We start from the raw sequence: 24,138 nt of genomic DNA, 5'->3' as shown, positions 1-24,138 counted from the left end.
TTACGCGGCCTCCTTCACGGCCTTGACCACCTTGTCGGCGGCGTCGGCGAGGTTGTCGGCCGACAGGATCGGCAGACCGGACTCGCTGAGGATCTTCTTGCCCAACTCGACGTTCGTGCCTTCCAGACGCACGACCAGAGGCACGTGCAGCTTCACGTCGCGGGCCGCCGTGACGACGCCTTCGGCGATCACGTCGCAGCGCATGATGCCGCCGAAGATGTTGACCAGGATGCCGCTCACATTGGGATCGGAGAGGATCAGCTTGAAGGCCGCGGTGACGCGCTCCTTCGTGGCGCCGCCGCCGACATCGAGGAAGTTGGCCGGCTCGCCGCCGTACAGCTTGATGATGTCCATTGTGCCCATCGCCAGGCCGGCGCCGTTGACCATGCAGCCGATGTTGCCGTCCAGCTTGACGTAGTTCAGGTCGTGCTTGGCGGCCTCGACCTCGGCCGGATCCTCTTCCGCAACGTCGCGCAGCTCGGCCACATTCTTGTGGCGGAACAGGGCGTTGTCGTCGAAGGCCATCTTGGCGTCGAGCGCCAGGATCTCGCCCGAGCCGGTGACGATCAGCGGGTTGATCTCGACGATCGCGCAGTCCAGCTCGGTGAAGGCACGGTACATGGCGGTCAGGAACTTCGCCGCCGCCCCGACCTGCTTGCCTTCGAGGCCGAGGGCGAAGGCGACCTTGCGGGTGTGGTAGCCCTGGATGCCGGTGGCCGGGTCGACGGCGACCTTGACGATCTTCTCCGGCGTGTTGTGGGCGACCTCCTCGATCTCCATGCCGCCCTCGGTGGACGCCATGATGGTGACGCGGCCGGTGGCGCGGTCGACCAGCATGCCGAGATACAGCTCGCGCTTGATGTCGGCGCCTTCCTCGACGTACAGGCGCTTGACCTCGCGGCCGTCCGCACCGGTCTGCTTGGTGACCAGCACATGGTTCAGCATTTCGGCGGCGTTCTTGCCGACCTCCTCGACGGATTTGACGACGCGGACGCCGCCTTTGCCCTCGGGGTTGTCCTTGAAGCGCCCGGCGCCGCGGCCACCCGCGTGGATCTGCGACTTCACGACCCACACCGGGCCGCCCAGCTCGCGGGCGACGGTCTCGGCCTCCTCGGGAGAGAACGCGACGCCGCCGCGGGGCACCGCGACGCCGTACGTCTTCAGCAGGCCCTTGGCCTGATACTCATGGATGTTCATGGCTGTCTTCGGGTGTTTAAAATGGAAGGGTGCGGGGCGCAGGCCGGCATCGGCGCTGACGCTTTCCGCGCCGGCACCCTGCGTCCTGTGCTGAATCCGTGGAAGAATAACGGTGTGAGCCTGCGGCTCACCGGATGTGTGCGTCGACGCCCCCGCTCTTCGGGACTGCGTGCGCCTGTTATCCGTGCTGCATGGAGCGGGCGTCCCGTCGGGACGCCCCTGCCACGGCTGTCTTTACTCGGCGGCCATGCGGGGAACGACCAGCCCCAGCGCGCCGCTGTCGCGAACCTCGCCGATGCGGCGTTCGTCGAAGCCGAGCACTTCGCGCAGGATCTCGTCGGTGTGTTCGCCCAGCAGCGGGGAGCGGGTGACCTCGGTCGGGCTGTCCGACAGCTTGATCGGGTTGCCGACCGTCAGGTACTTGCCGCGCGTCGGGTGATCGACCTCAACGATGGTGCCGGTCTCGCGCAGCGACTGATCCTCCGCCAGCTCCTTCATCGACAGGATGGGGCCGCAGGGGATGTCGTACTTGTTCAGGATCTCCATGACCTCGAACTTCGTCTTGGTCATGGTCCACTCTTCGACGGTCGCGAAGATGTCCTTCAGGCGCGGCAGGCGCGCGGCGGGCGTCGCGTAGTCCGGATCGGTGACCCATTCCGGCTTGCCGATGACGTCGCAGATCTTCGCCCAGACCGGCGCCTGGGTGATGAAGTAGATGTAGGCGTTGGGGTCGGTCTCCCAACCCTTGCACTTCAGGATCCAGCCCGGCTGGCCGCCGCCCGAGGCGTTGCCGGCGCGCGGCACGGTGTCGCCGAACTCGCCGTTCGGGTACTGCGGGTATTCCTTGAGCGGGCCGCGCTCCAGCCGCTGCTGGTCGCGCAGCTTGACACGGCAGAGGTTGAGCACGGCGTCCTGCATGGCCGCCAGCACCTTCTGGCCGCGCCCGGTCTGGGTGCGCTGGTAGAGCGCCGTCACGATGCCCAGCGCCAGATGCAGGCCGGTGCCGCTGTCGCCGATCTGGGCGCCGGTGACCATCGGCGGGCCGTCGTCGAAGCCGGTCGTCGAGGCCGAGCCGCCGGCGCACTGCGCGACGTTCTCATAGACCTTGCAGTCCTCGTAGGGACCGGGGCCGAAGCCCTTGACCGAAGCGACGATGATGCGGGGGTTCAGCTCCTGGATGCGCTCCCAGGTCAGGCCCATGCGGTCGAGAACGCCGGGGGCGAAATTCTCGACCATCACGTCGCAGATGCGCACCAGATCCTCCAGGACGCGCTTGCCGTCCGGGTTCTTGGTGTCCAGCGTGATGGACCGCTTGTTGTGGTTCAGCATGGTGAAGTAGAGGCTGTCGGCCTCGGGCACGTCGCGCAGCTGGCCGCGCGTGATGTCGCCCTCGCCCGGACGCTCGACCTTGATGACGTCGGCGCCGAACCACGCCAGAAGCTGGGTGCAGGTCGGACCCGACTGAACGTGGGTAAAGTCCAGAACCCGCACGCCTTCAAGAGCTTTTCCCATCGTCGTTCCTCCCGGTGGTGCTCTGTGTCTGAAAAGGGCGGCCCCACCCCTCGCTGGCAGGGCCGCCCGGCCTGGAACCGGAGAACCGGCGTCCTTGGTTACCGCTCGATCGTCAGGTCTTTGGACCCTTGCGGACGGCGCTGGTGGGGTTGAGGCTGCCGATGTTGCCGCTCTCCGACCCGGCGTTGGGGTCGATCACCGCGTTGATCAGCGTCGGCCGGCCGCTGTCCATCGCCGCGCTGACCGCGCGGTACAGCTCGTCCGGCGTCGTCACGTTGACGCCCGCGCCGCCGAAGGCTTCCATCATCTTGTCGTAGCGCGAGTCCGGAACGAAGACCATCGGCGACGGGTCCGACCCGCCCGTCGGGTTCACGTCCGTCCCCTTGTAGATGCCGTTGTTGTTGAACACCACGATGCACACCGGCAGGTTGTAGCGGCAGATCGTCTCCACCTCCATGCCCGAGAAGCCGAAGGCGCTGTCGCCCTCAACCGCCAGCACCGGCTTGCCCGACTCCACAGCCGCCGCCACCGCGAAGCCCATGCCGATGCCCATCACGCCCCAGGTCCCGACGTCCAGGCGCTTGCGCGGCTGGTGCATGTCGATGATCCCGCGCGCCAGGTCCAGCGTGTTGGCCCCCTCGTTGACCAGCAGCGCGTCCGGCCGCTCCTGCACCACCCGGCGCAGCGCGCCCAGCGCGCCGTGGAAGTTCATCGGCGAGGCGTTGCTCATCAGCTTGGGCGCCATCTTGGCGATGTTCGCCTCCTTGCGCGCCGACACCGCTCCCGTCCATTCCGCCGGCGGCGGCGTCCAGCCCTTGGCCATGCCGGCGGTCAGCGCCGAGACGCAGGACCCGATGTCGCCGACCAGCGGCGCCACGATCGCCACGTTGCTGTCCATCTCGCGCGGCTCGATGTCGATCTGGATGAAGGTCTTCGACCCCGGCTCGCCCCAGGTCTTGCCCTTGCCGTGCGACAACAGCCAGTTCAGCCGCGCGCCGACCAGGACCACCACGTCGGCGTCCTTCAGAACCATCGAGCGCGCCGCCCCCGCCGACTGCGGGTGGGTGTCGGGCAGCAGGCCCTTGGCCATGCTCATCGGCAGGAACGGGATGCCGCTCTTCTCGACCAGCTCGCGCACCGCCTCGTCGGCCTGGGCGTAGGCGGCGCCCTTGCCGAGGATGATCAGCGGCCGCTTGGCGCCCTTCAGCACCTCCAGCGCGCGCGCCACCGAGTCCGGCGAGGGCAGCTGCGCCGGGGCGGCGTCGACCACCTTGACCAGCGAGCGGGCACCCTCGGCGGCGTCCATCACCTGCGAGAACAGCTTGGCCGGCAGGTCGAGGTAGACGCCGCCCGGACGGCCCGACACCGCGGCGCGGATCGCGCGGGCCACGGCGATGCCGATGTCCTGGGCGTGCAGCACGCGGAAGGCCGCCTTGCACAGCGGCTTGGCGATGGCCAGCTGGTCCATCTCCTCGTAGTCGCCCTGCTGGAGGTCGACGATCTCGCGCTCCGACGAGCCGGAGATCAGGATCATCGGGAAGCAGTTGGTGGTGGCGTTGGCCAGCGCGGTCAGGCCGTTGAGGAAGCCCGGCGCCGAGACGGTCATGCACACGCCCGGCTTCTTGGTCAGGAAGCCGGCGATCGCCGCGGCGTTGCCGGCGTTCTGCTCGTGGCGGAAGGAGATGACCCGCAGCCCCTCGCCCTGGGCCATGCGCAGCAGGTCGGAAATCGGGATGCCCGGCACGACGTAGAGGTTCTCGATGCCGTTGAGCTTGAGGGCATCGATGACGAGCTGGAAACCATCCGTCAGCGCCGGTTCCGCATCGGTGGCGGCCGTGGCTTGGTTGTTGAGGACTGTGACGGCTGACATAAGGGTTACTCCTCCCCGACTCTTATTCGGTTCACGATCGGTCAATCGAGAAAATCGCAGTGCTGTTCGACATGGCGGGCCAGCCCCAGCGTGTGCTCGCGCACCCGCCGCTCGGCCAGGTCGGCGTCGCGCCGGGTCAGGGCGTCGATGATGTCGCGGTGCTCGACGATGGACGTCTCGGCCCGGCCGCCGCGGCGCATGGTGACGCGGCGGATGGCCCGCATGTGGATGAAGAAGCGGTCGGTCAGGTCGGCGATGAGCGTGCAGCCCGAGGCCTGGATGATCGACTGGTGAAAGGCGACGTTGGCGTCGGAATACTCCAGCACGTGGTCGGCCAGCTCGCCTTCGGCGAAGCGGTCGAAGGTCTCGTGCAGGTCGGCCATGCCGCGCTCGTCGGCGCGTTCGACGAAGAGGCGGGCGGCCATGCCTTCGAGCGCGGCGCAGACGGTGATCATCTCGATGATCTCCGCCTTGGTCTTGCGCACGACGAAGATGCCGCGCCGGGGCATGGAGCGGATGAAGCCCTCCTGCTCAAGCAGCGCCATGGCCTCGCGCACCGGGGTGCGGCTGACGCCCAGCGCCTCGCAGAGCTGGCGCTCGTCGAGGCGGATCTCGCTCGGCCCGCCGTAGATGTCCATCTGGGTGATGGCCTGGCGCAGCGACTGGTAGGCCTTGGCCTTGAAGCTCATCCCCTGGTCCAGCGGGGCGACCGAGAAACTCATCGTCTGCATTGGCGTTCCCGTCCCTCTCTCTCCGCCCCCGGAATGATCCGGGGCTTCCCCGGTTGACGGGGTTTGGGCCGCACTTTCATTGCCCCGGAGAGGGAAGCGGCTTGGATTGGAGATACGGTATACCAGATGCCAGTTCATGACAAGCGGATATGTTCGGATCGCGGACTGTTTCTTCGATGAACGACGGGGCACCAATTTCCGCGCCCCAGCCCGGCAATACTGCGCTCTCAGAGCTCTTTTGGCATACTGTATACGGTATCCACATGCCGCATGACTGGTATACCGAATCCACTGTGGTTGAGGCGGATCGCTGGGTGTACAAACGTCCTTGGAACTACACGCATTCCTCCCTGTAGATTCCCCCACCTGACGGCTCCGCGGCTTCCTGCCAGCGGAGCCTTCTTTTTTCCGCCCGCCACATCGGCCTGCGGCAAATTGGTATACCGTACACCAGACAGTTTCACCGCACTTCCCGTGTGTGTATGTTGGCTTGGTCAACGAATCAGGCAAACGGAGGAAAGCCATGAAAGCTGCGGACATCATGACCCGTCAGGTGGTCACCATCGGTCCCGACGCCACGGTGACCGAAGCCGCGAAGCGCATGCTGGAGAACCGGATCAGCGGCCTGCCCGTCTGCGATTCGAATGGGCGCCTGCTCGGCGTCATCAGCGAGGGCGACCTGCTGCGCCGGACGGAAACCGGCACGGTGCGGCGGGCGTCCTGGTGGCTCGCCATGTTCGCGGGCGCGCCGAATCAGGCCGCCGACTACACCAAGTCCCATGGCCGCCACGTCCGCGACGCGATGACGGAGTCGCTGATCTCCGTCACCGAGGAGACCCCGCTCGACGAGGTGGTCCGCCTGATGGAGGGCAACCGGATCAAGCGCGTTCCGGTGCTGAACAACGGCACGCTGGTCGGCATCGTCAGCCGCGCCAACCTGCTGCACGTCCTGGCCAGCATCGCGCCGGACGTCTCCCCCGCCGCCGCGGACGACCGCGTCGTGCGCGACCGGCTTCTGGAAACCCTGCGGGCGCAGCCCTGGGCGCCCGAGATCAGCGAAAACATCGTGGTGCGCAACGGCGTCGTGCATCTTTGGGGCAGCGTCCGCACCGAGGCGCAGCTTGACGCCATTCGCGTCGCCGCGGAGAACACCCCCGGCGTCACCCGCGTGGAAAATCACCTGATCATCGTGGATCATGTCGCCGAAGGCGCTGTCGGCTTCTGATCCTTTCGCCGATACGGCAACAAAAAAGCCCCTTCCCGGTTCGTCCGGGAAGGGGCTTTTCCTTTCGGCAGGCTTTTACTCGGTGGCCTTCACGACCTCTTCGGTGACCTTCTTGGCGTCACCGAACAGCATCATGGTGTTGGGGCGGAAGAACAGCTCGTTCTCGACGCCGGCGTAGCCGGCGGCCATGCCGCGCTTGATGAAGAACACCGTCTTGGCCTTCTCCACGTCGAGGATCGGCATGCCGTAGATCGGCGACTGCGGGTCGGTCTTGGCCGCCGGGTTGGTCACGTCGTTGGCGCCGATCACGAAGGCCACGTCCGCCGTGCCGAAGTCGCGGTTGATGTCCTCCAGCTCGAACACCTCGTCGTAGGGCACGTTGGCCTCGGCCAGCAGCACGTTCATGTGCCCGGGCATGCGCCCCGCCACCGGGTGGATGGCGTACTTGACCTCGACGCCTTCCTTCTTCAGCAGGTCGGCCATCTCGCGCAGCGCGTGCTGGGCCTGGGCCACCGCCATGCCGTAGCCGGGGACGATGATCACCGACTGGGCGTTCTTCATGATGTAGGCCGCGTCCTCCGGCGAGCCGGCCTTGACCGTGCCGCGCTCACCGCCGCCGGCCGCCGCCGACGACGCCCCGCTGTCGCCGCCGAAGCCGCCCAGGATGACGTTGAAGATCGAGCGGTTCATGCCCTTGCACATGATGTAGGACAGGATGGCGCCCGACGAGCCGACCAGCGCGCCTGTGACGATCAGCAGGTTGTTCTGCAGCGTGAAGCCGATGCCCGCCGCCGCCCAGCCGGAGTAGCTGTTCAGCATCGAGATCACCACCGGCATGTCGGCGCCGCCGATCGGCAGGATCAGCAGCAGGCCGAGCGCCAGCGACACGGCGACGATCAGCCACATCGGAGCGTCGGCGTTGCTCTGCACCAGCCAGACGATGAGGAGGATGGTGAGGATGCCGAGGCCGGCGTTGAGATGGTGCTGGAAGGGGAAGACCAGCGGCTTGCCGGTGACCAGGCCCTGCAGCTTGGCGAAGGCGACGATCGAGCCGGTGAAGGTGATCGCGCCGATGGCGGTGCCCAGCGCCATCTCGACCAGCGAGCCCTTGGCGATGGCGCCGGGCACGCCGATGCCGTAGGCCTCGGGCGAGTAGAAGGCCGACAGCGCCACGAACACCGCGGCCAGACCGACCAGCGAGTGGAAGGCGGCGACGAGCTGCGGCAGGGCGGTCATCTCGATCTTCTTGGCGATGACGTAGCCGATGCCGCCGCCGATGGCGATGCCGAGCACGATCATCCAGTAGGACTGGACGATGGGCAGGGCCAGCGTGGTCAGCACGGCGATGGTCATGCCGGCCATGCCGAAGAAGTTGCCCTGGCGGGAGGTCTCCGGGCTGGACAGGCCGCGCAGGGCCATGATGAAGCAGACCGAGGCGACCAGATAGAGAAGGGCGGACAGGGTTTCCATGGTTACTTGCCCTTCTTCTTGAACATCGACAGCATGCGCTGGGTGACCAGGAAGCCGCCGAAGATGTTGACGCTGGCCAGGATGACGGCGAGGAAGCCCATGATCTTGGAGAAGCCGAACCCCGCGGGGCCGGCGGCGATCAGGGCGCCGACGATGATCACCGAGGACACCGCGTTGGTCACCGCCATCAGCGGCGAGTGCAGCGCCGGCGTCACCCGCCACACCACGTAGTAGCCGACGAAGCAGGCCAGCACGAACACCGTCAGGCCGGTGATGAAGAAGTTGCCGTGGCTCGCCGCGTCCAGGACGGGCGCCGGGATCGGCATCGCGTGGGTCATCTGGGCAACCTGGACCTGAAGCTCCGCCGTCTGGTTGGTCAGTGTGAGGAGCGAGTGGCGGAAGGCCTCAATCTGGCTCGCGGGATCGGGATGTTCCATGGAAGCCGCCTCCTCAGACGGTCTGGACTTCGCGGACCGCGTCCGCGAAGGCGGGATGGACGACCTGCCCATCGCGGGTGAGCGCGATGGCCTTCACGATCTCGTCGTCCCAGTTGAGCGTGACGCGACCCATTTTGCTGTCCTCGGGGTCCTTGTCGTGCAGCGACTGCAGCAGCGCGAGCAGGTTCTTGGCGTAGAGCAGCGAGGCGCTCTCGGCGATGCGGCTGGGGTAGTTGGCGTGGCCGACGATCTTCACCCCGTTGTCGGTGACGACCACCTTGCCCAGTTCCGAGCCCTCGACGTTGCCGCCCTGCTCCACCGCCAGATCGATCAGCACCGAGCCCGGCTTCATCGACGCCACATGCTCGCGCGTCACCAGGATCGGCGCCTTGCGGCCCGGGATCAGCGCGGTGGTGATGACGATGTCCTGCTTCTTGATGTGCTCGGCCACCAGCGCCGCCTGCTGGCGCTTGTAGTCGTCCGACATCTCCTTGGCGTAGCCGCCCGCCGTCTCGGCCTGTTTGAACTCGTCGTTCTCGACCGCGACGAAGCTGCCGCCCAGCGACTGCACCTGCTCCTTGACCGCCGGACGCACGTCGGTCGCCGAGACGATGGCGCCCAGCCGCTTGGCCGTGGCGATGGCCTGCAGACCGGCGACGCCGACGCCCATGATGAAGGCGCGCGCCGGCGGCACCGTGCCCGCCGCGGTCATCATCATCGGGTAGGCGCGGCCGTACTCGCTGGCGGCGTCGACCACCGCCTTGTAGCCGGCGAGGTTGGCCTGCGAGGACAGCACGTCCATGACCTGGGCGCGGGTGATGCGCGGCATGAACTCCATGGCGAAGGCGTTCACCCCGGCCGCCGCGTAGGCCGCCACGTGGTCACGGCTGTTGTAGGGGTTGAGGATGGCGAACAGCAGCGCGCCGCGCTTGATCAGCGCCAGCTCGTCGAGGTCCCCCTCCCCGGCCAGCAGCGGGCGCTGCACCTTCAGCACGATGTCGGCGTCGGCCAGCGCCGACGCGGCGTCCGGCGCGATCTCCGCGCCGGCGTCCTGGTAGACCCGGTCCGGCAGGTTCGAGCCCAGACCGGCGCCGGTCTCGACCACGACGTCGAGGCCGAGAGCCTTGATCTTCTTGACGGTTTCCGGAGACGCCGCGACGCGATTCTCGCCCGCGCGCCGTTCCCTGGGTATGGCGATTTTCATGGTTGTTGATTGCCTCCCAAAGCAATCGGCAGGACGAGGCGTCAGCGCTCCGGCCTCGACGGCGGGCGGCCTCGGCGGGCGGCCCGCCGGTCAAATTCTCGAATGATGTCGGTGCCGGCCCGCGACGGGGCGTGGTCCGGCGTCAGTCCCGCAGGGCGGCGGAGCGGTCACCCGGGATGGATGCGAGTCACCGCCTCCGGACCGCCGCCGCCGTCATGGGAAGGTTGCCCCAGGCACGACAGCCCGGGGCACCGTCGTCCGTCACTGGGCCGCGGCGACGGGATAGCTGACGACCTCGGCCGTCTCGGCGTCTGGCGGGGCGGCGTCGAGCTGCGCCTTGATGAGATCGCGCACGCTGACCACGCCGACCAGCGAGGCGCCGTCCAGAACGGGAATGTGGCGGATGGTGTGCTCGTCCATCAGCTGGAGCACGTGACGGACGGAATCGCCCGGCGTGCAGCAGACGGGATGATGGCTCATCACCGCCGTGACCGGCAGGGACAGGATGCCCGGCCCGCGGTCGGTCAGGCTGCGCACGATGTCACGTTCGGAAATCACCCCGACGACCGTGTTGCCCTCGGTCCGGCAGACGTCCTTGACCACCAGCGCGCCGGTGTTTTCGGCCTTCAGAAGACGCAACGCCGTTTCCACGGTTTCGTTGATGCGCACCGTGCCGATGCGCGTCCCCTTTCGGCGGAGAATGTCTTCAACCCTCATGACGCTCCTCCTGTGAAGCGATTGTCCGGCCCCTCGGCGTTGCTTCGCTGCGTCGTTGGGGGCGTTGGTTTCTGTGTGCGGGGCCGGACGGTGTCCGCCCTACTGGGCGGCGACCGCGGGTGCGGCCTCGGACGATGCCCGCTGCGGGCGGGTGTAGCAGTCGGCGATCTCGCCGCGCTGGCGGACGAGCGCCAGGACCACATCGATGGTCGGGGTCGCCACGCCGACCATGCGGCCCATCTCCTGGACCACCGACAGCAGGGCGTCGATCTCCATCGGGCGGCCGCGCTCCAGATCCTGGAGCATGGAGGTCTTGTGCGCACCGACCGCGCCGGCGCCGTTGATGCGGCGCTCCACATCCACCCGGAAATGCACGCCCAGACGGTCGCCGATCTCCTTGGCCTCCAGCATCATCGCCTTGGCGACGGCGCGGGTCTCCGGATCGGAGCAGATGACGTCCAGAGTGGCGTGGGTGAGCGCGCTGATCGGGTTGAAGCAGAGGTTTCCCCACAGCTTCAGCCAGATCTCGTCGCGGATGCGGTCGAGCACCGGGGCGCGCAGGCCGCCGGCCTCCATCGCCGCGCTGAGCTTCTTCACGCGGTCGGACTGGCTGCCGTCCGGCTCGCCGAGCGAGAACTTGTCGCCGTAGATGTGCTGAATGACGCCGGGTTCGACGACTTCGGTCGCGGGGTAGACGACGCAGCCGATGGCGCGCTCCGGGCTCAGGCCGTTCCACTGGATGCCGCCCGGATCGACGGTGTCGAGCACGCGGCCTTCGAACTCGCCGCCGTTCTTGTAGAAGTACCAGTAGGGGATGCCGTTGACCGCGGTGACCACAGCGGTGTCCTTGCCGAGCAGCGGCTGGATGGCGTCGACGACGCTGGGAACGGAGTGGGCCTTCAGACCGATGATGACGTAGTCCTGCGGGCCGAGTTCCGCCGCGTTGTCGGTGCAGCGGGGGTGGACGACCGTTTCTTCCTCACCGACGATCAGCTTCACGCCGTTCTCACGCATGGCCGTGAGATGGGCGCCGCGCGCCACGAGGCTGACATCCGCGCCGGCCTGATGGAGACGCACACCCAGATACCCGCCGATGGCCCCGGACCCAAAGATGCAGATCTTCATAACCCGTTTCCTCTCCCCCAATTATCGGCCACGCGCCGCGCAGCCTTTGCAGTAACCCCAATCAATCAGCACACCGAACAAATACGGAGTTTGGTATACCAGATACCAGATGTCAACTGGCAAAATAGACCCTGTCGAGGGAGGGGCATGATCCGGAATCGGGCGAGAATCCTGGGTTTTCCGACGAAAATTCGCGCATGGAAAACCGGACGCCCGGCCCGTCCGGACGCCCGGTTCGCGGGTCCATCCGGTGCGCTGGATCAGGTGAGCGGCAGGACGAGCTGGAACGCCTTAACCGTCATGCGCTTGCGGTGATAGAAGCGGTGGGCGTCGCCGCGCTGGACGCCGGAGATGATCTCCATCTGGGCGCAGCCCTTTTCGCGGGCCTGACCGGCCAGCCAATCGAACAGCTTGTCGCCCAGACCGAAGGAACGGTGCTTCGGCGAGGTGACGAGATCCTCAACATACATATAGCGGCCGCGCGACAGCGTCTCGTGAACGCGGAAGCCGCCGCAGCCGGCCACCTCGCCGTCAATGCGCAGGAGGGCCATGTTGTAGCCGTCCTCCATCTGGCGACGGATCTGGGCGGCGTAGGCGTCGGCGTCGGTCATGTGGGTGCGTAACTCCTTCACCACCGCGTAGCTGTCGGCGATGTCGGCGTCGGTCTTCGCCAGGGTGATCTCGATGGTGTGCTGGTCGGCAGCCTTCTGAGCGGCGTTCTGTTCGGCGATCCGCTGGTCCATCGTGCGTAACTCCCGTTTTTTTGTGTGTTCGAGGGACTCCGTTCGTCTCTCTGGTATTTGGTATACCAGATAATCCGTGCAGGAAGCAACCGACCTTATGGTGCAGCTGCCCAAAGTCCCTCGAAATCACCCGGGATTCGCCGTTCGGGGCCCGGTCAGGCGCGCATCAGGGCCTGGAGATGGGCGGCGCAGCCCTCGGCGAGCCCCACCATGTCGTAGCCGCCCTCCAGCACCGTCACGACGCGGCCACCGCACAGACGGTCCGCCGCCTCGACCAGCTTGCGCGTCGCCCATTCGAAATCCGGGCCGGTGAAGTTGAGCGACGCCAGCGGGTCGCGGGCGTGGGCGTCGAATCCGGCGGAGATCAGGATCAGTTCCGGCCGGAACTCCTCCAACGCGGGGAGGATGCGGCGCTCCATGGCTTGGCGGAACTCCACCGTCCCGGAGTGGGGCGGCAGCGGCGCGTTGACGATGTTGTCGGCGACTCCAGTCTCGCTCATCGAACCGGTGCCGGGATAAAGCGGCGACTGGTGGGTCGAGGCGAAGAACAGGTCGGCGTCGTCCCAGAACATCGCCTGGGTGCCATTGCCGTGGTGCACGTCGTAATCGACCACGGCCACACGGGTGAGGCCGCGCCGCTTGCGGGCGTGCTCGGCGCCGACCGCCACATTGTTGAAGACGCAAAAGCCCATGGCGCGGGCCGGCTCGGCGTGGTGGCCACAGGGGCGGACGGCGCAGAAGGCGTTCTTCGCCGTTCCGTCCAGCACGGCGTCCACCGCGGCGCACACCGCTCCGGCGGCGCGCAGGATCGCCGAGCGCGAGGTCGGTGACAGCACGGTGTCGGAGTCGAGCCGGACGTGGCCGCTGTCCGGGACCGCGTTTAGAACGGCGTCCACATAGGCCGGGTCATGCACCCAGCGCAGTTGCTCGACCTCCGCCTCCGGGGCCTCGAAGCGGGGCAGATCGCGGAACTCGTCGCGATCCAGAACCTCCCAGACCACGGCGATTCGCTCGGGACGCTCCGGGTGCCCCGGGCCGGTGTCGTGCGCCAGGAAGTCCTGGTGGGTGAAAATGGCGGTGGTCATCGAGTCGTCTCCTCCCCTGGGCCAATGATTCAAAACCGGGCGACTGCGCGACGGCGCCGGAGCGACCCGCGCAGCGGCCGGCATGCCCAGCAGGCCGGCGCGTGCCCTTGCTCTATATGTATACCAGATACCAAGATGGGCCAAATCGCTTTGCCGACGAACCGTCAGCGATACCCACCGCCGTCTGTCCGGAATCCCCAATTGTGCAAGGGTTATCGACACTTCCGGAGGTGGTAGACGGACGCTCCCGCCCGGGTCTGTTTGTTACGCTGACAAACAGCTTGCGCCGGAAACTGTATCTGGCATACCATATCTCTAATGCCAAAAACGCTCACCCCGCGAGCTTAAACCGCCCACACCAAGCGGTCGGTTCGACGGTCAAGCCAAGGCGATGGAGACGACCCGGCACACCACGGGGACGCCTCCGGTCAAAGAACAAAAACAACCCGACTCAAAAAAGCAAAAGACCGCTTCGCAAAGAGATCGCTTCTAGGAGGAGAGAAATGCACCAAGCCCTCACGGAGGCCCCGAAGGGGCCCCTCGGTGGCCGCTGGTTCCAGCTCGTCATCGGCGTCATCTGCATGTCGATGATCGCGAACCTGCAGTATGGCTGGACTCTGTTCGTCGAGCCCATCGACCAGAAGCATGGCTGGGGCCGTGCGGCCATCCAGGTGGCCTTCACCATCTTCGTCGTCATGGAAACCTGGCTGGTTCCCGTCGAAGGCTGGTTCGTCGACAAGTTCGGCCCGCGCATCGTCGTCCTGATCGGCGGCGTGTTCTGCGCCGCGGCCTGGGCGGTTAACTCGGTGGCCGACTCGCTCGCCATGCTCTATCTCGGCGCGGCGCTGGGCGGCATCGGTGCCGGCGGCGTCTATGGCACCTGCGTCGGCAACGCGCTGAAGTGGTTCCCCGACCGCCGCGGTCTCGCCGCCGGCCTGACCGCCGCCGGTTTCGGCGCCGGCTCGGCCCTCACGGTCGTTCCCATCGCCAACATGATCCACTCCTCGGGCTATGAAGCCACCTTCATGACCTTCGGCATCGGCCAGGGCGCGGTGATCCTCGCGCTGGCGTGGTTCCTGGCGGCGCCCAAGAAGGGGCAGGTCCCGGAGGTCTCCCGCTCGTCGGTCTCGCAGACCCGCGAGAGCTACACTCCGGTCCAGATGCTGAAGACCCCGGTCTTCTGGGTCATGTACGCCATGTTCGTGATGGTGGCGGCGGGCGGCCTGATGGCGACCGCGCAGCTCGGCCCGATCGCCAAGGATTTCCACCTGGACGGCGTGCCGGTCAGCATCATGGGCCTGACCCTGCCGGCGCTGACCTTCGCCCTGTCGATCGACCGCGTGCTGAACGGCGTTACCCGTCCCTTCTTCGGCTGGGTGTCGGATCACATCGGCCGCGAGAACACGATGTTCATCGCATTCTCCCTGGAGTGCGTCGGCATCCTGGCGCTGAACCAGTGGGGCCACAACCCCGTCGCGTTCGTGATCCTGACGGGTCTGGTGTTCTTTGCCTGGGGTGAGATCTACAGCCTGTTCCCGGCGCTGTGCGGCGACTCCTTCGGCTCGAAGTTCGCCACCACCAACGCCGGCCTGCTGTACACCGCCAAGGGCACCGCGTCGCTGGTCGTTCCCTTCGCCAACGTGGCGGTCGCCTCGACAGGCAGCTGGCAGGCGGTGTTCTTCTTCGCCGCCGCGGTCAACGGCATCGCCGCCCTGCTGGCCATCTTCGTCCTGAAGCCGATGCGCGCCCGCCAGATCAACGAGAGCCTGCCGGCCGCGAAGCTGGCGGCGGAGCCGGCCCAGTAAGGCACCGGACGCACCATCAGCACCCGAACGCAATCGGGCCGGGAGATTTCCCGGCCCGATTTGCTTTTGGGGAAAAGGTTTGGAAAAAAAGTCAAAGCCCGCGCGGGAACGACGCCCAGGACGGGCCGCCCTCAATCTCCTCCTGCGCCTTGCGCGCCTTCTTCACCCGGCGGAGATGCCGGGACGACCAGGGATCGCGGACCGGCATGCCGGCGGTGGCGATCTCGGCGGTCAGAATCCGCGCCACGACGATGGCGAAGCCCGACAGCAGCATGGACAGAAGAACGATGGCGAGCATACTTCGATTCCCGGATGAGCCACACGCGGACCCAGGCATGCCTGATTCCGCAATGCAGCATACATAGGCCGTTCGGCCAGGGAAATCGAGTCCGCCACCGCAAGCGCGGCGCTTCGCCGCGCTACAGCATCTCCAGCGGGCGCGGCCCACGGGGCGGTGGGAAGGCCCGGTCGAGGTCCGCGAGATCCTGCTCGTCGAGCCGCAGGTCGGCGGCGGACCGGTTGTCGCGGACATGGGCGGGGTCCGACGCCTTGGGGATGGCGATCACCCCATCCTGGCGCAGCAGCCACGCCAGCCCCACCTGGGCCGGCGTCGCGCCATGCCGGTCAGCGACGCGGCGAAGGTCCGGATGACGCAGCATCCGCCCCTGCTCGATCGGCGAATAGGCCATGATCGGGATGCCCCGCCCACGGCACCAGGGCTGCAGGTCGTACTCGATGCCGCGCCGCGTCAGGTTGTAGAGGAGCTGGTTGGTCTGCACCCCCTCCCCGCCCGGCGTGCCGACCAACTCCTCCATGTCCTGGAGATCCAGGTTGCTGACGCCCCACTGGCCGATCTTGCCGTCGCGCATCAGCGTGTCGAAGGCCGCGATCGTTTCGGAGAAATCGTGGCTGCCGCGCCAATGCAGCAGATAGAGGTCGATGCGGTCGGTGCGCAGACGCTTCAGGCTGCGTTCGCAGGCTGCGATGGTGCCGCGTCGGCTGGCGTTCATGGGCAACACCTTGCTGACCAGGAACACCTCGTCGCGGCGCCCGGCGATGGCCTCGCCGACCACCTCCTCCGCCCCGCCGTCGGCGTACATCTCCGCCGTGTCGATCAACGTCATGCCGAGGTCGAGGCCGAGCCGCAGCGCCGCCGCCTCCCGCGCGCGGTCGCGGCTGTCCTCGCCCATGTACCAAGTGCCCTGGCCGAGCACCGGAACGGCGGTTCCCGAAGGAAGGCGTGTCGTCGGAATGGTCATGGATGTCTCCCGTACCCGTAGCCTCTTTGAAGGGCGTGAGGAACGTTAGTCCACGGAGGTCCCCCTGGAAACCGCCCCTTGGCGCTATTTCGGCGGGCGGGAGAAACCGGCGCACGCGGCGCGGCAAACAGGTCGCTTGCCAGACCGGCAAAGGCGCCGGACAGATGACGCCTGAAATGACAAAAGCTCAGCCAAGGGCTGAGCTTTCGAAACCGGTGCCAACCTGTGAGAAGGTGGCGTCCCCAAGGGGATTCGAACCCCTGTCGCCGCCGTGAAAGGGCGCAACATCGGTCACGTTGGAACGCCTATGAACACAGTAGACGTCTGATTCGACTGGGTTATTTCCACAAATGCGTCCTTGCGCGTTCCACCGCGTTCACCCACATTTTTGTAGGAAAGCTGTGGGAAGGATGCATCGATGGCCCGCACGGTTCGAAACGCGAAGCTCGACACCCGGTCGGCACGGAGCAAGTTGGCAGTCAGCAAGACCCCCCACTGGGTCGCCATCGACCGTGGACGAGCCATCGGCTACCGGAAAGGCTCAAAGGGAGGTGTCTGGCTGGCCAAGCTGGTTCGCCCTGGACTCCGAAAGGAGACAAAACTCGGCAGCTCTGACGACGTTCTCGATCCCGATGGCGACACCATCCTCAGCTACAGTCAAGCCCAGGAAAAGGCTCGCGCGTGGTTCCAGCAAACCGAAGCCGCTGCCAACGGCGTCTCCCTCCCCCATTTGCCCGTCATCACCGTTGCTGAGGCGTGTCGCCGCTACATCGCGTACCTGAAGGCCGAAGCGAAAACGGCGAAGGATGCCGAGCAGCGCCTGAACAAGCATGTCGTCCCGAGTCTTGGCGTCCGTCCGGTTGCCGAACTGACGCTCACCGAGTTGGAGACGTGGCGCAACAGCCTCGTCCGCCTCGACGACGACGATCCCGACTGCGAGCGGCGGAGCAAAGACACCGCCAACCGGCTGCTGAACTATTTGAAGGCCGCGCTGAACCGGCTGATGCTGGATCAGAAGAATGGCATCGCCGACGACCGGGCTTGGCGGTTTCTGAAGCCCTTCGACGCAGTCGGTCAGGCTCGGCAGGTGCATCTCGACCAGGAACAGATCACGCGCATTCTCAACGCCACCAGCGGCGGGTTCCGCAACCTTGTGATCGGCGCGTTGCTGACGGGGTGCCGAGCCGGAGAGTTGAAGGCCATGCGCGTTTCCGATTTCCACAACGTTAGCGGCACGCTGCACGTTCCTGGCGGCAAGACCGGCGAACGTGACGTCGTGTTGACGAGCGAAGGCATTGCGTTTCTCCAGACGCTAACCGCAGGCCGCCCAACTGACGCCCGTCTGTTCGTCCGCGACGATGGCTCCATTTGGAACAAGGATGATCATCAGCGCCCAATGAGTTCCGCCGTCAGGGCCGCCAAATTGCCGACCGATACCGTTTTCTATTCGCTGCGCCACACTTACGCGTCGCAAGCCTTGATGGCTGGCATGAATGTGCAGCTGTTAGCAGAAAACCTCGGCACCAGCGTCGGCATGATTGAAAAGCACTACGGCAAATTTACCAAGCTCGCCCGACGCCAGCAGATTGAGGCGGCAGCACCTAAACTTGGCCTGACCGCCACGTCCAACGTGCTCCTCCTAAAAAAGCGATGACCGTCGCAGCCATCTCGTCCCAGTTCGCTCATCCATGGTGACTGAAGCCCATAATGCTCACTTCAGGCTCCTATCTCCAGTGTCATCAGAGGCGGGTGCAGCGCACGGCCTAGGCTTATGCTTCCCTAAGGCACATCTTCACCACTCAAAAATCGTACCGCGCGATTTTTTTCCAGTCTTGCAATTTCGGCGGAATTACCGCAACGTTCCGCCGTCATATCAATAGAAAATGGCACGTTCGGCATGGTGGCTCATACGGCAGCTGATTCCGCTAGCGGCTATCTGTATCAATGCCGCTACGCCCTCTTTGCAGCCCTTGAGAGGTCAGCCCGTGAGCCGGGCCTCATGGTTCGGGTGGAAGTGTTCGACGACGTCTCGTTTGATGTGGACGGAACACCGCGCGAGCTCATCCAGACAAAACACTCCCGTAAAGCCTCGCCAATGACCGACCTGTCACCACAGGTTTGGAATACGATTGGCATTTGGACAAAGCGGGTCATCGATCATCCCGAGGAGCTTGGCCGAACCGCGTTGACCCTGGTGTCCACAGCCAGTGTTCCGAACGAGTCTGGTCTCGCCTTCCTGCGCCCCCCAGGCATGGGCCGTGACGCTGACAAAGCCCACGGTTTTCTGCTGCAAGCCGCAGCCACATCGAAAAACAAAGACGTTGCATGGGCGACCACGTTGTTCCTGGATCAGGGTCCAGAGGTGCAATTACAAATCCTCGAAATGATTACTGTTCTTGACGCGTCGCCGAACATCGTGGATGTGGCTGACCGCATCCGGGAGCGCCTCCGGTACACTACTCGCGATAACTTGGGTGCACTGATTGAACGCCTGGAAGGGTGGTGGTTCAACCGCCTAGCGGGTTCATTGAAGACAGGAAAAGGAGCTACCGTAGCGGTCACTGACATTGATGCCAAAGTCCATTCTCTTCAGGAGTCCTTCCAACCCACGCGGCTGCCAATCGACCATGCTACCGAGCTTCCCATGGGAGAGGTTACTGCCAAGTTGGAGAGACGCCCATTCGTTGAGCAACTGAGATTGATTGCAATCGGACCCACGGGAATTGAAGCAGCGGTGATCGACTACTTCCGCGCCGGAAGACAACGTTCACGTTGGATGCGGGAGCACCTGCTCGACAGAGAAGAACTCTCAAACTTTAGAGATAAGCTGCTAGAGAGGTGGCGGCGAAAATGGGGGATTGTCGAGTCCAAGCTGGTTCGCAAACCGTCAGAAGACGAGATGATCGGTCTGGGGCAAGACCTTTATGAAAAGATTTGCGATGAATGCGTTCCGATCCGTGAGGTCTCAGAACCATTTCTGACGCAAGGCTCCTATCACATTCTCGCCGATAGCGGTAAGATTGGGTGGCACCCGACATACAAGAAAAAGATGCAAGAGGCTCGCCGCACAGCAAAGGACGATACCGATGCTGCCCTGGGGTGACCGTCCATTAGAAGAGGCAAGCCTTTTCAACCCGGTGTTTTGCGCACTTCTTCTCCGAGCAACTGTGAAGGAACACAGGGCTGCCGCTAAGACCCCTTTGTCCTTTCCTTTAGCCTTTCTTGTGCTGCCGTTTGCCCTCCACGAAAAGACACGCCTGGCCTTACCTGCCTCTGCTCGCACAATGATGACAAGTTGGTTGGTTGATCACCCGGAACTTGTTGCCGGGTTTGGCGAGCGAGCGCGGCGCATGGCGGACACTACACGGGAGGCCATCCAGTTTGGCTGCCACTACAGCCTTTTGCGGATAGAAGGCGCTGGCCTCGACGTCGGCAAGCGCACGGTAAAGCCTGAACCTGCGAATTTAGCGGAAAATACCGAGGAAGCGCGTGCCTGTTATGCCGCGGCCCGCCTCCTTGGAAAGTGGCTTGCGTCCGGGGGCACAGTGCCCACCGTCATGTCTTTGTGGGGAGTTTCACCTTGAGCTTGCGGATCAGTGAAGTCGTCATATACGCACATGATGGCAGAAAAAGGACCGTGCGCTTCAAGGAGCAGGGCTTGAGCATCGTCACCGGCGCTTCGAAAACGGGAAAGTCGTCTCTCATTGACATCATCGACTTCTGCATGGGCGGAAGCGAATGCCACGTCGCGGACGGGGTGATACGCCGCTTTGTTTCATGGTACGGCGTTTTGTTTGACCGTGGGGACACCGGTATTTTTGTGGCGCGACGAAACCCACCACCGGGCCAATCCCGCAGCCCAGACATCTACCTTGAAACAGGGGACAAGTTGGCGTCTCCGGACTTCGACAAGCTGACCAAAAACATTACCGTTGACGCACTTGAAGCTTTCCTGACGTCGGCCTTGGGGATCTCCGAAAACCTGCATTCCGTGCCGGAGGGGCAGACCCGCCAGCCGCTGTCGGCAAATGTACGGCATGCCCTACTTTTTTCGTTGCAAGACCAGGACGAAATAGACAGCCGCCGCGTTCTCTTTCATCGGCAGAGCGAGCCGTTCATGCCGCAGGCTATCAAGGACGTGCTGCCTTACTTCCTGGGAGCAATCGACGAAGAGAGGCTCAGGAGGCAGTCTGAACTCGACAACGCGAGGCGCGAACTCCGAAAACTGGAAAAGCGCGAGGCACAGCGCGACGCGGTGGAGAGCCTTTCTCTTTCCCGGACGAATGACATTTACCGCGAGGCTCAAGCCGCAGGGTTGGTGGGATCGGGTCCGGTTCCGCCAATCGAGCAGGCCCTGGCCGTTCTACGCGCAGTTGGTCCCGCGGTTGATGAGGGCATCTCCGAGCCCGATGTTCAGCAACCCCTTGGGCAGTTGCGTGCTGAACGGCGCCGAATCAGGGCGCAGCTTGCCCAGGTGAGGGAGGAGATTCGGCAAGCACGAGAGATAGAAGAAGCTGCCGGTGGCTTTATGGATGAGGTCCATGAGCAAGCTGCGCGACTGCTACCAATCGGCCTTCTTCCCAACAGCCCTAGCGAACCCCATTCCTGTGCACTGTGCGGATCTGAACTTCACGAATCCATCCCGAGTGCCGAGGAGATCAGATCAACTCTTGAAGAAGTCGGGGGTCAACTTGAGAAAGTAAGGCGAGAAGTTCCACGTTTACAGAACCTTCAAGTTGACTTGATCCAGAGACAGGCGGCAATTGAGGCGGCGCTACGCGAGAACCAACGTCAAATTGACGACCTCGTTGCTAAGGAGGGGCAGTTCCGCTCTGAGCAGGATGCCCGCCTGCGGCGCGCTCGTACCGCTGGTCGCATCGCATATTTCCTTGAAACGCTGCCCGCCAATGAGGACGACACGAACCGCGACGGTGCGTTGGACGCGTTGCGGAAGAAGATCGGGGCGCTTGCCGAACTCCTCGACCCTGACGAGGTTCGTGACAGGCTCGCATCCATCGTGAACGTGATTGGCGCATACATGAGTGAGTATTCCGACCGCCTTGACCTTGAGCACAGCGGAAGCAACTTGCGGCTGGATATCCGTACGCTGGCAGTGGTGGCAGACACCATCGACGGCCCAGTACCACTGAATCGGATGGGAAGCGGCGAAAATTGGGTTGGCTACCATGTGCTCGCCCATCTCTCACTGCACAAGTGGTTTCGACAAAAGCGGCGCCCGGTTCCCGCATTCCTCATTTTCGACCAGCCGTCTCAGGCGCACTACCCACCAGAACGGGATTCCAATGGCGACGTGAGCATACTCCAGGATGCGGATCGCGAAGCGGTGTACAAGCTTTTCAAGCTCATTGCCGATGTGGCAGCCGAACTGTCCCCCGGCTTTCAGATCATTGTGATTGACCACGCTGATCTCAAGGACCCGTGGTTCTCAGGCGCTGTGGTGGAGAGATGGCGTGGAGAGGCGCTGGTTCCGCCTGCTTGGATCAGCTAATGGAGCGCACCAGACGGATCTTCGCATGTGTAAAACAACTCGACCTGTCAGGTTCAACTCACGAGAGCGTGCAGGAGCCCTTCCCGCCACTTTTGGCGTGCATCTGAGGCAAATGCTATCATTGCAAGGCGTTGGGGAAAGTAGGAGGTAACGAATGCCACGTGATCATGACAACGAATTGGCAACTTTCCTCCGGGGTGGCGAGCGACACCTCGCCGACTTCCTAATGCTCGGCTTTGTGAGGTGTGGCACGGTCACCAGCGAAGATGGCCGCCAGATCAAAATGGAAATCGCTGAAGCGTATGCAGCTAGGACCCGCACAGTATACGGCGTGTTCTTTGATGAAAGGGTGGCTCGGATCGGCGCGAGAAAGCACGACCTGCGCGGCCGATTTATCAGCTTTCAGAGCAGTGTGAATGACCGGTTGATAAATGAGACTGGGTGTGCCGACACGCCGACATGGGAAGCAAAAGCATGGATGACGCTGCTCGATACGTACGGCATGGGAGTTATCTGCTTTTGGGAACCGGACTTGGTGAAGGTCGGTGGCGGTGGAGGCTTGTTGGTCAGCCCTTACTTGACCATTGAAAACGCTCTGCTGGAACGGCATCACCCGATCCTGAACCGACAGTGGTTCCGATGATGGAAAGCTCTCTTACCTAAAACGATGCCGCCCGTATCGACATTTGGTTGACCACTATGGCTGCTAGTGGCGTGCTCCAGACGGAGCTTTATGTATGTAGAACAAAATGATCCGTCTGGTTCGGGCCACTAGGGCCAAAAGGTGATGCGCCAATCACAGGGATGGGATACCCGCAGATGACTTCCCTCCGTACGCACTTTCTTAACTCCGGAAACATTACTGCCATTATCGCAGCCTTCGACGAGACGGCGGAGTGCTTTCCGCGTCGATGTTTCCTCGCCAAGTGTGCAAGCATTGACGATGATGTCATGCTCCCCCTGCCGCCAATACGACCCTAGCCGACGTTCAAAGTCGTGCCGCACCACCTGATGATTCCACATGGATCGGAACACCGCATTCCGGTAACATTTTGGCTTTACTCCGAGGGAGCACGGGAATCGCACAGCGTTCATTAAAATGAGTGCATACCTCTGCTTAAATTGAAGCAGATTCCGCCCAATCAGCACGCCGACGAGGTGATCTCTTATGTTCTCCCCCGTCTTGCCATTGGCGGGGCGCGGCCTGCCTGCCTCCGCATACTCGTCCTTGTGCGGTGACTCTAGAATTAGAATAACCCGACGGCGCGTCGTTTCAGCTCCTTCTTGTCGAAGGAATTTTTCTACATTCTTGCGTCGAGGGAAGCAGGCATCACCCGAAGCGTCCCGCTGACCCGGCAGGAAACCAGTTTGTCCCTCGTAAACACCTATGTCGCCGACATATTGGTCTGGGCACCGCTTGACCGATCCGAGCAGTATTGGCGCACCGCAGCCTTCTTCGGCGGAGGGGTGCGCATCTTGAGCTCTGCTAATTTCTTGGAAAAGGTACCCGCATCTAATGCTGGTGCTGGCTAACGTTCCCGCCATCGTGTTGCTCTGCGCCCCTACGTCCGAACCTCCAGCGTACGTGGTGTCGCTCCAAGATGGTAGAAGCACAATGCCGCTAGCATCGTCGGTCACCCCGCCTTTTCCGAAGGCGGGTGGTATTCCTGGACTCCCCGGGACCCCGGAGGCGAGCATGTCCGACGCAGCAGGTCCATTCTCCGTCCACGTCGGTGACAAGCGCATCCCCGTGTTCGTCTTCGATGCCCAGAAGGTCTTCGCCGCCGCGACGGTCCACCTGCGCAACGCGGCGGGGTCGGGATGGGGACCGGCGAAAGCCCTTTTGGACGGCATCCACCAGCGCGGGGCGATCTCACTTCCGCGACAGCGTATTCGTTTTCCCCAAGGCCCGAGGGGCGGCTATCGACGTGACGGTGTTCGGCGCCGAGGTGATCCAGGTCCTCGCGCACCGCAAGCTCGGGCGCGCGGCCAGCGATGCCGAGTGCTAGTGGCCCGAACCAGACGGATCATCTCGTTTGTACGTTTGCAGATTCAGAGCATTCTGCGGCCCACATGAAGCTACATACATAATGGTCCGTCTGAATAGCACCACCAGAGTGACCCAGGGGTGCCAGTTCGTGGGTCGAACCAGACAGATTGTATCGTTTGTAGCTCGGTAAAAGCGCGGCGCCCTGCCGTCCGAACTGAGCGACATACGTGATGATCCGTCCCACGAGCATCGTTAGCGG

General features: G+C 64.1%; 20 protein-coding genes and 1 tRNA gene. 7 read left to right on the top strand and 14 right to left on the bottom strand.

Translation table 11 applies throughout. From position 1 onward, the window contains the following. The 4 genes from sucC to AMK58_RS06915 form a co-directional block, all read right to left on the bottom strand. Complete coding sequence (gene sucC / locus AMK58_RS06930) at positions 1 to 1,197, bottom strand: ADP-forming succinate--CoA ligase subunit beta (protein WP_059398761.1); 1,197 nt, start codon at positions 1,195 to 1,197, stop codon at positions 1 to 3. A 234-nt stretch (positions 1,198 to 1,431) separates the two neighbouring features. Further along, positions 1,432 to 2,709, bottom strand: coding sequence for a formyl-CoA transferase (gene frc / locus AMK58_RS06925; protein ID WP_038528124.1), 1,278 nt, complete (start codon positions 2,707 to 2,709; stop codon positions 1,432 to 1,434). Between the two features lie 112 nt (positions 2,710 to 2,821). Then, positions 2,822 to 4,579: an oxalyl-CoA decarboxylase gene (gene oxc, locus AMK58_RS06920; protein ID WP_059398760.1), complete on the bottom strand. Its 1,758-nt coding sequence runs from the start codon at positions 4,577 to 4,579 to the stop codon at positions 2,822 to 2,824. A 41-nt stretch (positions 4,580 to 4,620) separates the two neighbouring features. After that, positions 4,621 to 5,310 carry a GntR family transcriptional regulator gene (locus AMK58_RS06915; protein WP_035673347.1) on the bottom strand — a complete coding sequence of 230 codons (690 nt, stop codon included), beginning with the start codon at positions 5,308 to 5,310 and terminating at the stop codon, positions 4,621 to 4,623. A 523-nt stretch (positions 5,311 to 5,833) separates the two neighbouring features. On the opposite strand from AMK58_RS06915, the gene AMK58_RS06910 reads away from it, so the two are divergent. Then, the gene (locus AMK58_RS06910) at positions 5,834 to 6,535 is read left to right on the top strand and encodes a CBS domain-containing protein (RefSeq protein ID WP_059398759.1); all 702 of its coding nucleotides are present in this window, start codon (positions 5,834 to 5,836) and stop codon (positions 6,533 to 6,535) included. A gap of 75 nt (positions 6,536 to 6,610) precedes the next feature. Here AMK58_RS06910 and AMK58_RS06905 read toward each other — a convergent pair whose 3' ends face one another. From AMK58_RS06905 to AMK58_RS06875, 7 genes are all read right to left on the bottom strand, one after another. Further along, positions 6,611 to 8,005: an NAD(P)(+) transhydrogenase (Re/Si-specific) subunit beta gene (locus tag AMK58_RS06905; protein ID WP_059398758.1), complete on the bottom strand. Its 1,395-nt coding sequence runs from the start codon at positions 8,003 to 8,005 to the stop codon at positions 6,611 to 6,613. A gap of 2 nt (positions 8,006 to 8,007) precedes the next feature. Beyond that, positions 8,008 to 8,442, bottom strand: a complete 435-nt coding sequence (locus AMK58_RS06900) for an NAD(P) transhydrogenase subunit alpha part 2 (RefSeq protein WP_014240278.1) — start codon at positions 8,440 to 8,442, stop codon at positions 8,008 to 8,010. Between the two features lie 13 nt (positions 8,443 to 8,455). Next, positions 8,456 to 9,646, bottom strand: coding sequence for a Re/Si-specific NAD(P)(+) transhydrogenase subunit alpha (locus AMK58_RS06895; protein WP_059398757.1), 1,191 nt, complete (start codon positions 9,644 to 9,646; stop codon positions 8,456 to 8,458). 261 nt (positions 9,647 to 9,907) lie between these two features. Next, on the bottom strand, positions 9,908 to 10,363 hold the full coding sequence (locus AMK58_RS06890) for a CBS domain-containing protein (protein ID WP_059398756.1): 456 nt from the start codon (positions 10,361 to 10,363) through the stop codon (positions 9,908 to 9,910). Between the two features lie 99 nt (positions 10,364 to 10,462). Beyond that, a complete protein-coding gene (locus AMK58_RS06885; RefSeq protein WP_035673330.1) occupies positions 10,463 to 11,488 on the bottom strand; it encodes a 2-dehydropantoate 2-reductase in 1,026 nt (341 codons plus the stop codon). Between the two features lie 260 nt (positions 11,489 to 11,748). Next, a complete protein-coding gene (locus AMK58_RS06880; protein WP_051140210.1) occupies positions 11,749 to 12,231 on the bottom strand; it encodes a GNAT family N-acetyltransferase in 483 nt (160 codons plus the stop codon). Between the two features lie 155 nt (positions 12,232 to 12,386). Then, positions 12,387 to 13,316 (bottom strand): histone deacetylase family protein, encoded by a 930-nt coding sequence (locus AMK58_RS06875; RefSeq protein ID WP_035673327.1) that lies wholly within the window; start codon positions 13,314 to 13,316, stop codon positions 12,387 to 12,389. 503 nt (positions 13,317 to 13,819) lie between these two features. On the opposite strand from AMK58_RS06875, the gene oxlT reads away from it, so the two are divergent. Beyond that, entirely contained in the window at positions 13,820 to 15,121 is a 1,302-nt protein-coding gene (gene oxlT, locus AMK58_RS06870; protein WP_035673325.1) for an oxalate/formate MFS antiporter, read from the top strand. A gap of 91 nt (positions 15,122 to 15,212) precedes the next feature. Here oxlT and AMK58_RS06865 read toward each other — a convergent pair whose 3' ends face one another. The 3 genes from AMK58_RS06865 to AMK58_RS30340 form a co-directional block, all read right to left on the bottom strand. Further along, a complete protein-coding gene (locus tag AMK58_RS06865; RefSeq protein ID WP_035673323.1) occupies positions 15,213 to 15,419 on the bottom strand; it encodes a hypothetical protein in 207 nt (68 codons plus the stop codon). A 121-nt stretch (positions 15,420 to 15,540) separates the two neighbouring features. Then, positions 15,541 to 16,380, bottom strand: coding sequence for an aldo/keto reductase (locus AMK58_RS06860; protein WP_035673321.1), 840 nt, complete (start codon positions 16,378 to 16,380; stop codon positions 15,541 to 15,543). Positions 16,381 to 16,614: 234 nt separating this feature from the next. Continuing rightward, positions 16,615 to 16,722: transfer RNA gene (locus AMK58_RS30340), tRNA-Glu, on the bottom strand. Between the two features lie 76 nt (positions 16,723 to 16,798). Between AMK58_RS30340 and AMK58_RS06855 the strand changes: the two genes are divergently transcribed. The 5 genes from AMK58_RS06855 (at position 16,799) to AMK58_RS06840 (ending at position 22,532) form a co-directional block, all read left to right on the top strand. After that, positions 16,799 to 18,034 (top strand): tyrosine-type recombinase/integrase, encoded by a 1,236-nt coding sequence (locus AMK58_RS06855; protein WP_051140209.1) that lies wholly within the window; start codon positions 16,799 to 16,801, stop codon positions 18,032 to 18,034. 243 nt (positions 18,035 to 18,277) lie between these two features. Beyond that, positions 18,278 to 19,483, top strand: a complete 1,206-nt coding sequence (locus AMK58_RS30335; protein ID WP_137165093.1) for an ABC-three component system protein — start codon at positions 18,278 to 18,280, stop codon at positions 19,481 to 19,483. Continuing rightward, positions 19,467 to 19,964, top strand: coding sequence for a three component ABC system middle component (locus tag AMK58_RS30330; RefSeq protein ID WP_137165092.1), 498 nt, complete (start codon positions 19,467 to 19,469; stop codon positions 19,962 to 19,964). The genes AMK58_RS30335 and AMK58_RS30330 overlap by 17 nt, the downstream gene beginning before the upstream one ends. Before the next feature lie 74 nt (positions 19,965 to 20,038). After that, complete coding sequence (locus tag AMK58_RS06845; RefSeq protein WP_137165091.1) at positions 20,039 to 21,889, top strand: DUF3732 domain-containing protein; 1,851 nt, start codon at positions 20,039 to 20,041, stop codon at positions 21,887 to 21,889. A 154-nt stretch (positions 21,890 to 22,043) separates the two neighbouring features. After that, positions 22,044 to 22,532 carry a hypothetical protein gene (locus AMK58_RS06840; RefSeq protein WP_035673316.1) on the top strand — a complete coding sequence of 163 codons (489 nt, stop codon included), beginning with the start codon at positions 22,044 to 22,046 and terminating at the stop codon, positions 22,530 to 22,532. Positions 22,533 to 24,138 lie beyond the last annotated feature (1,606 nt).

Source organism: Azospirillum brasilense, from assembly GCF_001315015.1.
Classification (GTDB): domain Bacteria; phylum Pseudomonadota; class Alphaproteobacteria; order Azospirillales; family Azospirillaceae; genus Azospirillum; species Azospirillum brasilense.
The sequence above is the reverse complement of the archived record's forward strand: the minus strand, read 5'-3'. Positions and strand labels throughout refer to the sequence as shown.

Bases quoted from the DNA above. Each gene is read 5' to 3' on its own strand.
- AMK58_RS30330 (WP_137165092.1), top strand. From the start codon at position 19,467: ATGCTGCCCTGGGGTGACCGTCCATTAGAAGAGGCAAGCCTTTTCAAC.
- AMK58_RS06860 (WP_035673321.1), bottom strand. From the start codon at position 16,380: ATGACCATTCCGACGACACGCCTTCCTTCGGGAACCGCCGTTCCGGTG.
- AMK58_RS06840 (WP_035673316.1), top strand. From the start codon at position 22,044: ATGCCACGTGATCATGACAACGAATTGGCAACTTTCCTCCGGGGTGGC.
- AMK58_RS06875 (WP_035673327.1), bottom strand. From the start codon at position 13,316: ATGACCACCGCCATTTTCACCCACCAGGACTTCCTGGCGCACGACACC.
- AMK58_RS06910 (WP_059398759.1), top strand. From the start codon at position 5,834: ATGAAAGCTGCGGACATCATGACCCGTCAGGTGGTCACCATCGGTCCC.
- AMK58_RS06900 (WP_014240278.1), bottom strand. From the start codon at position 8,442: ATGGAACATCCCGATCCCGCGAGCCAGATTGAGGCCTTCCGCCACTCG.
- AMK58_RS06865 (WP_035673323.1), bottom strand. From the start codon at position 15,419: ATGCTCGCCATCGTTCTTCTGTCCATGCTGCTGTCGGGCTTCGCCATC.
- AMK58_RS06905 (WP_059398758.1), bottom strand. From the start codon at position 8,005: ATGGAAACCCTGTCCGCCCTTCTCTATCTGGTCGCCTCGGTCTGCTTC.
- AMK58_RS06885 (WP_035673330.1), bottom strand. From the start codon at position 11,488: ATGAAGATCTGCATCTTTGGGTCCGGGGCCATCGGCGGGTATCTGGGT.
- oxc (WP_059398760.1), bottom strand. From the start codon at position 4,579: ATGTCAGCCGTCACAGTCCTCAACAACCAAGCCACGGCCGCCACCGAT.
- oxlT (WP_035673325.1), top strand. From the start codon at position 13,820: ATGCACCAAGCCCTCACGGAGGCCCCGAAGGGGCCCCTCGGTGGCCGC.
- AMK58_RS06915 (WP_035673347.1), bottom strand. From the start codon at position 5,310: ATGCAGACGATGAGTTTCTCGGTCGCCCCGCTGGACCAGGGGATGAGC.
- AMK58_RS06890 (WP_059398756.1), bottom strand. From the start codon at position 10,363: ATGAGGGTTGAAGACATTCTCCGCCGAAAGGGGACGCGCATCGGCACG.
- AMK58_RS30335 (WP_137165093.1), top strand. From the start codon at position 18,278: ATGGTGGCTCATACGGCAGCTGATTCCGCTAGCGGCTATCTGTATCAA.
- AMK58_RS06895 (WP_059398757.1), bottom strand. From the start codon at position 9,646: ATGAAAATCGCCATACCCAGGGAACGGCGCGCGGGCGAGAATCGCGTC.
- AMK58_RS06880 (WP_051140210.1), bottom strand. From the start codon at position 12,231: ATGGACCAGCGGATCGCCGAACAGAACGCCGCTCAGAAGGCTGCCGAC.
- sucC (WP_059398761.1), bottom strand. From the start codon at position 1,197: ATGAACATCCATGAGTATCAGGCCAAGGGCCTGCTGAAGACGTACGGC.
- AMK58_RS06855 (WP_051140209.1), top strand. From the start codon at position 16,799: ATGGCCCGCACGGTTCGAAACGCGAAGCTCGACACCCGGTCGGCACGG.
- frc (WP_038528124.1), bottom strand. From the start codon at position 2,709: ATGGGAAAAGCTCTTGAAGGCGTGCGGGTTCTGGACTTTACCCACGTT.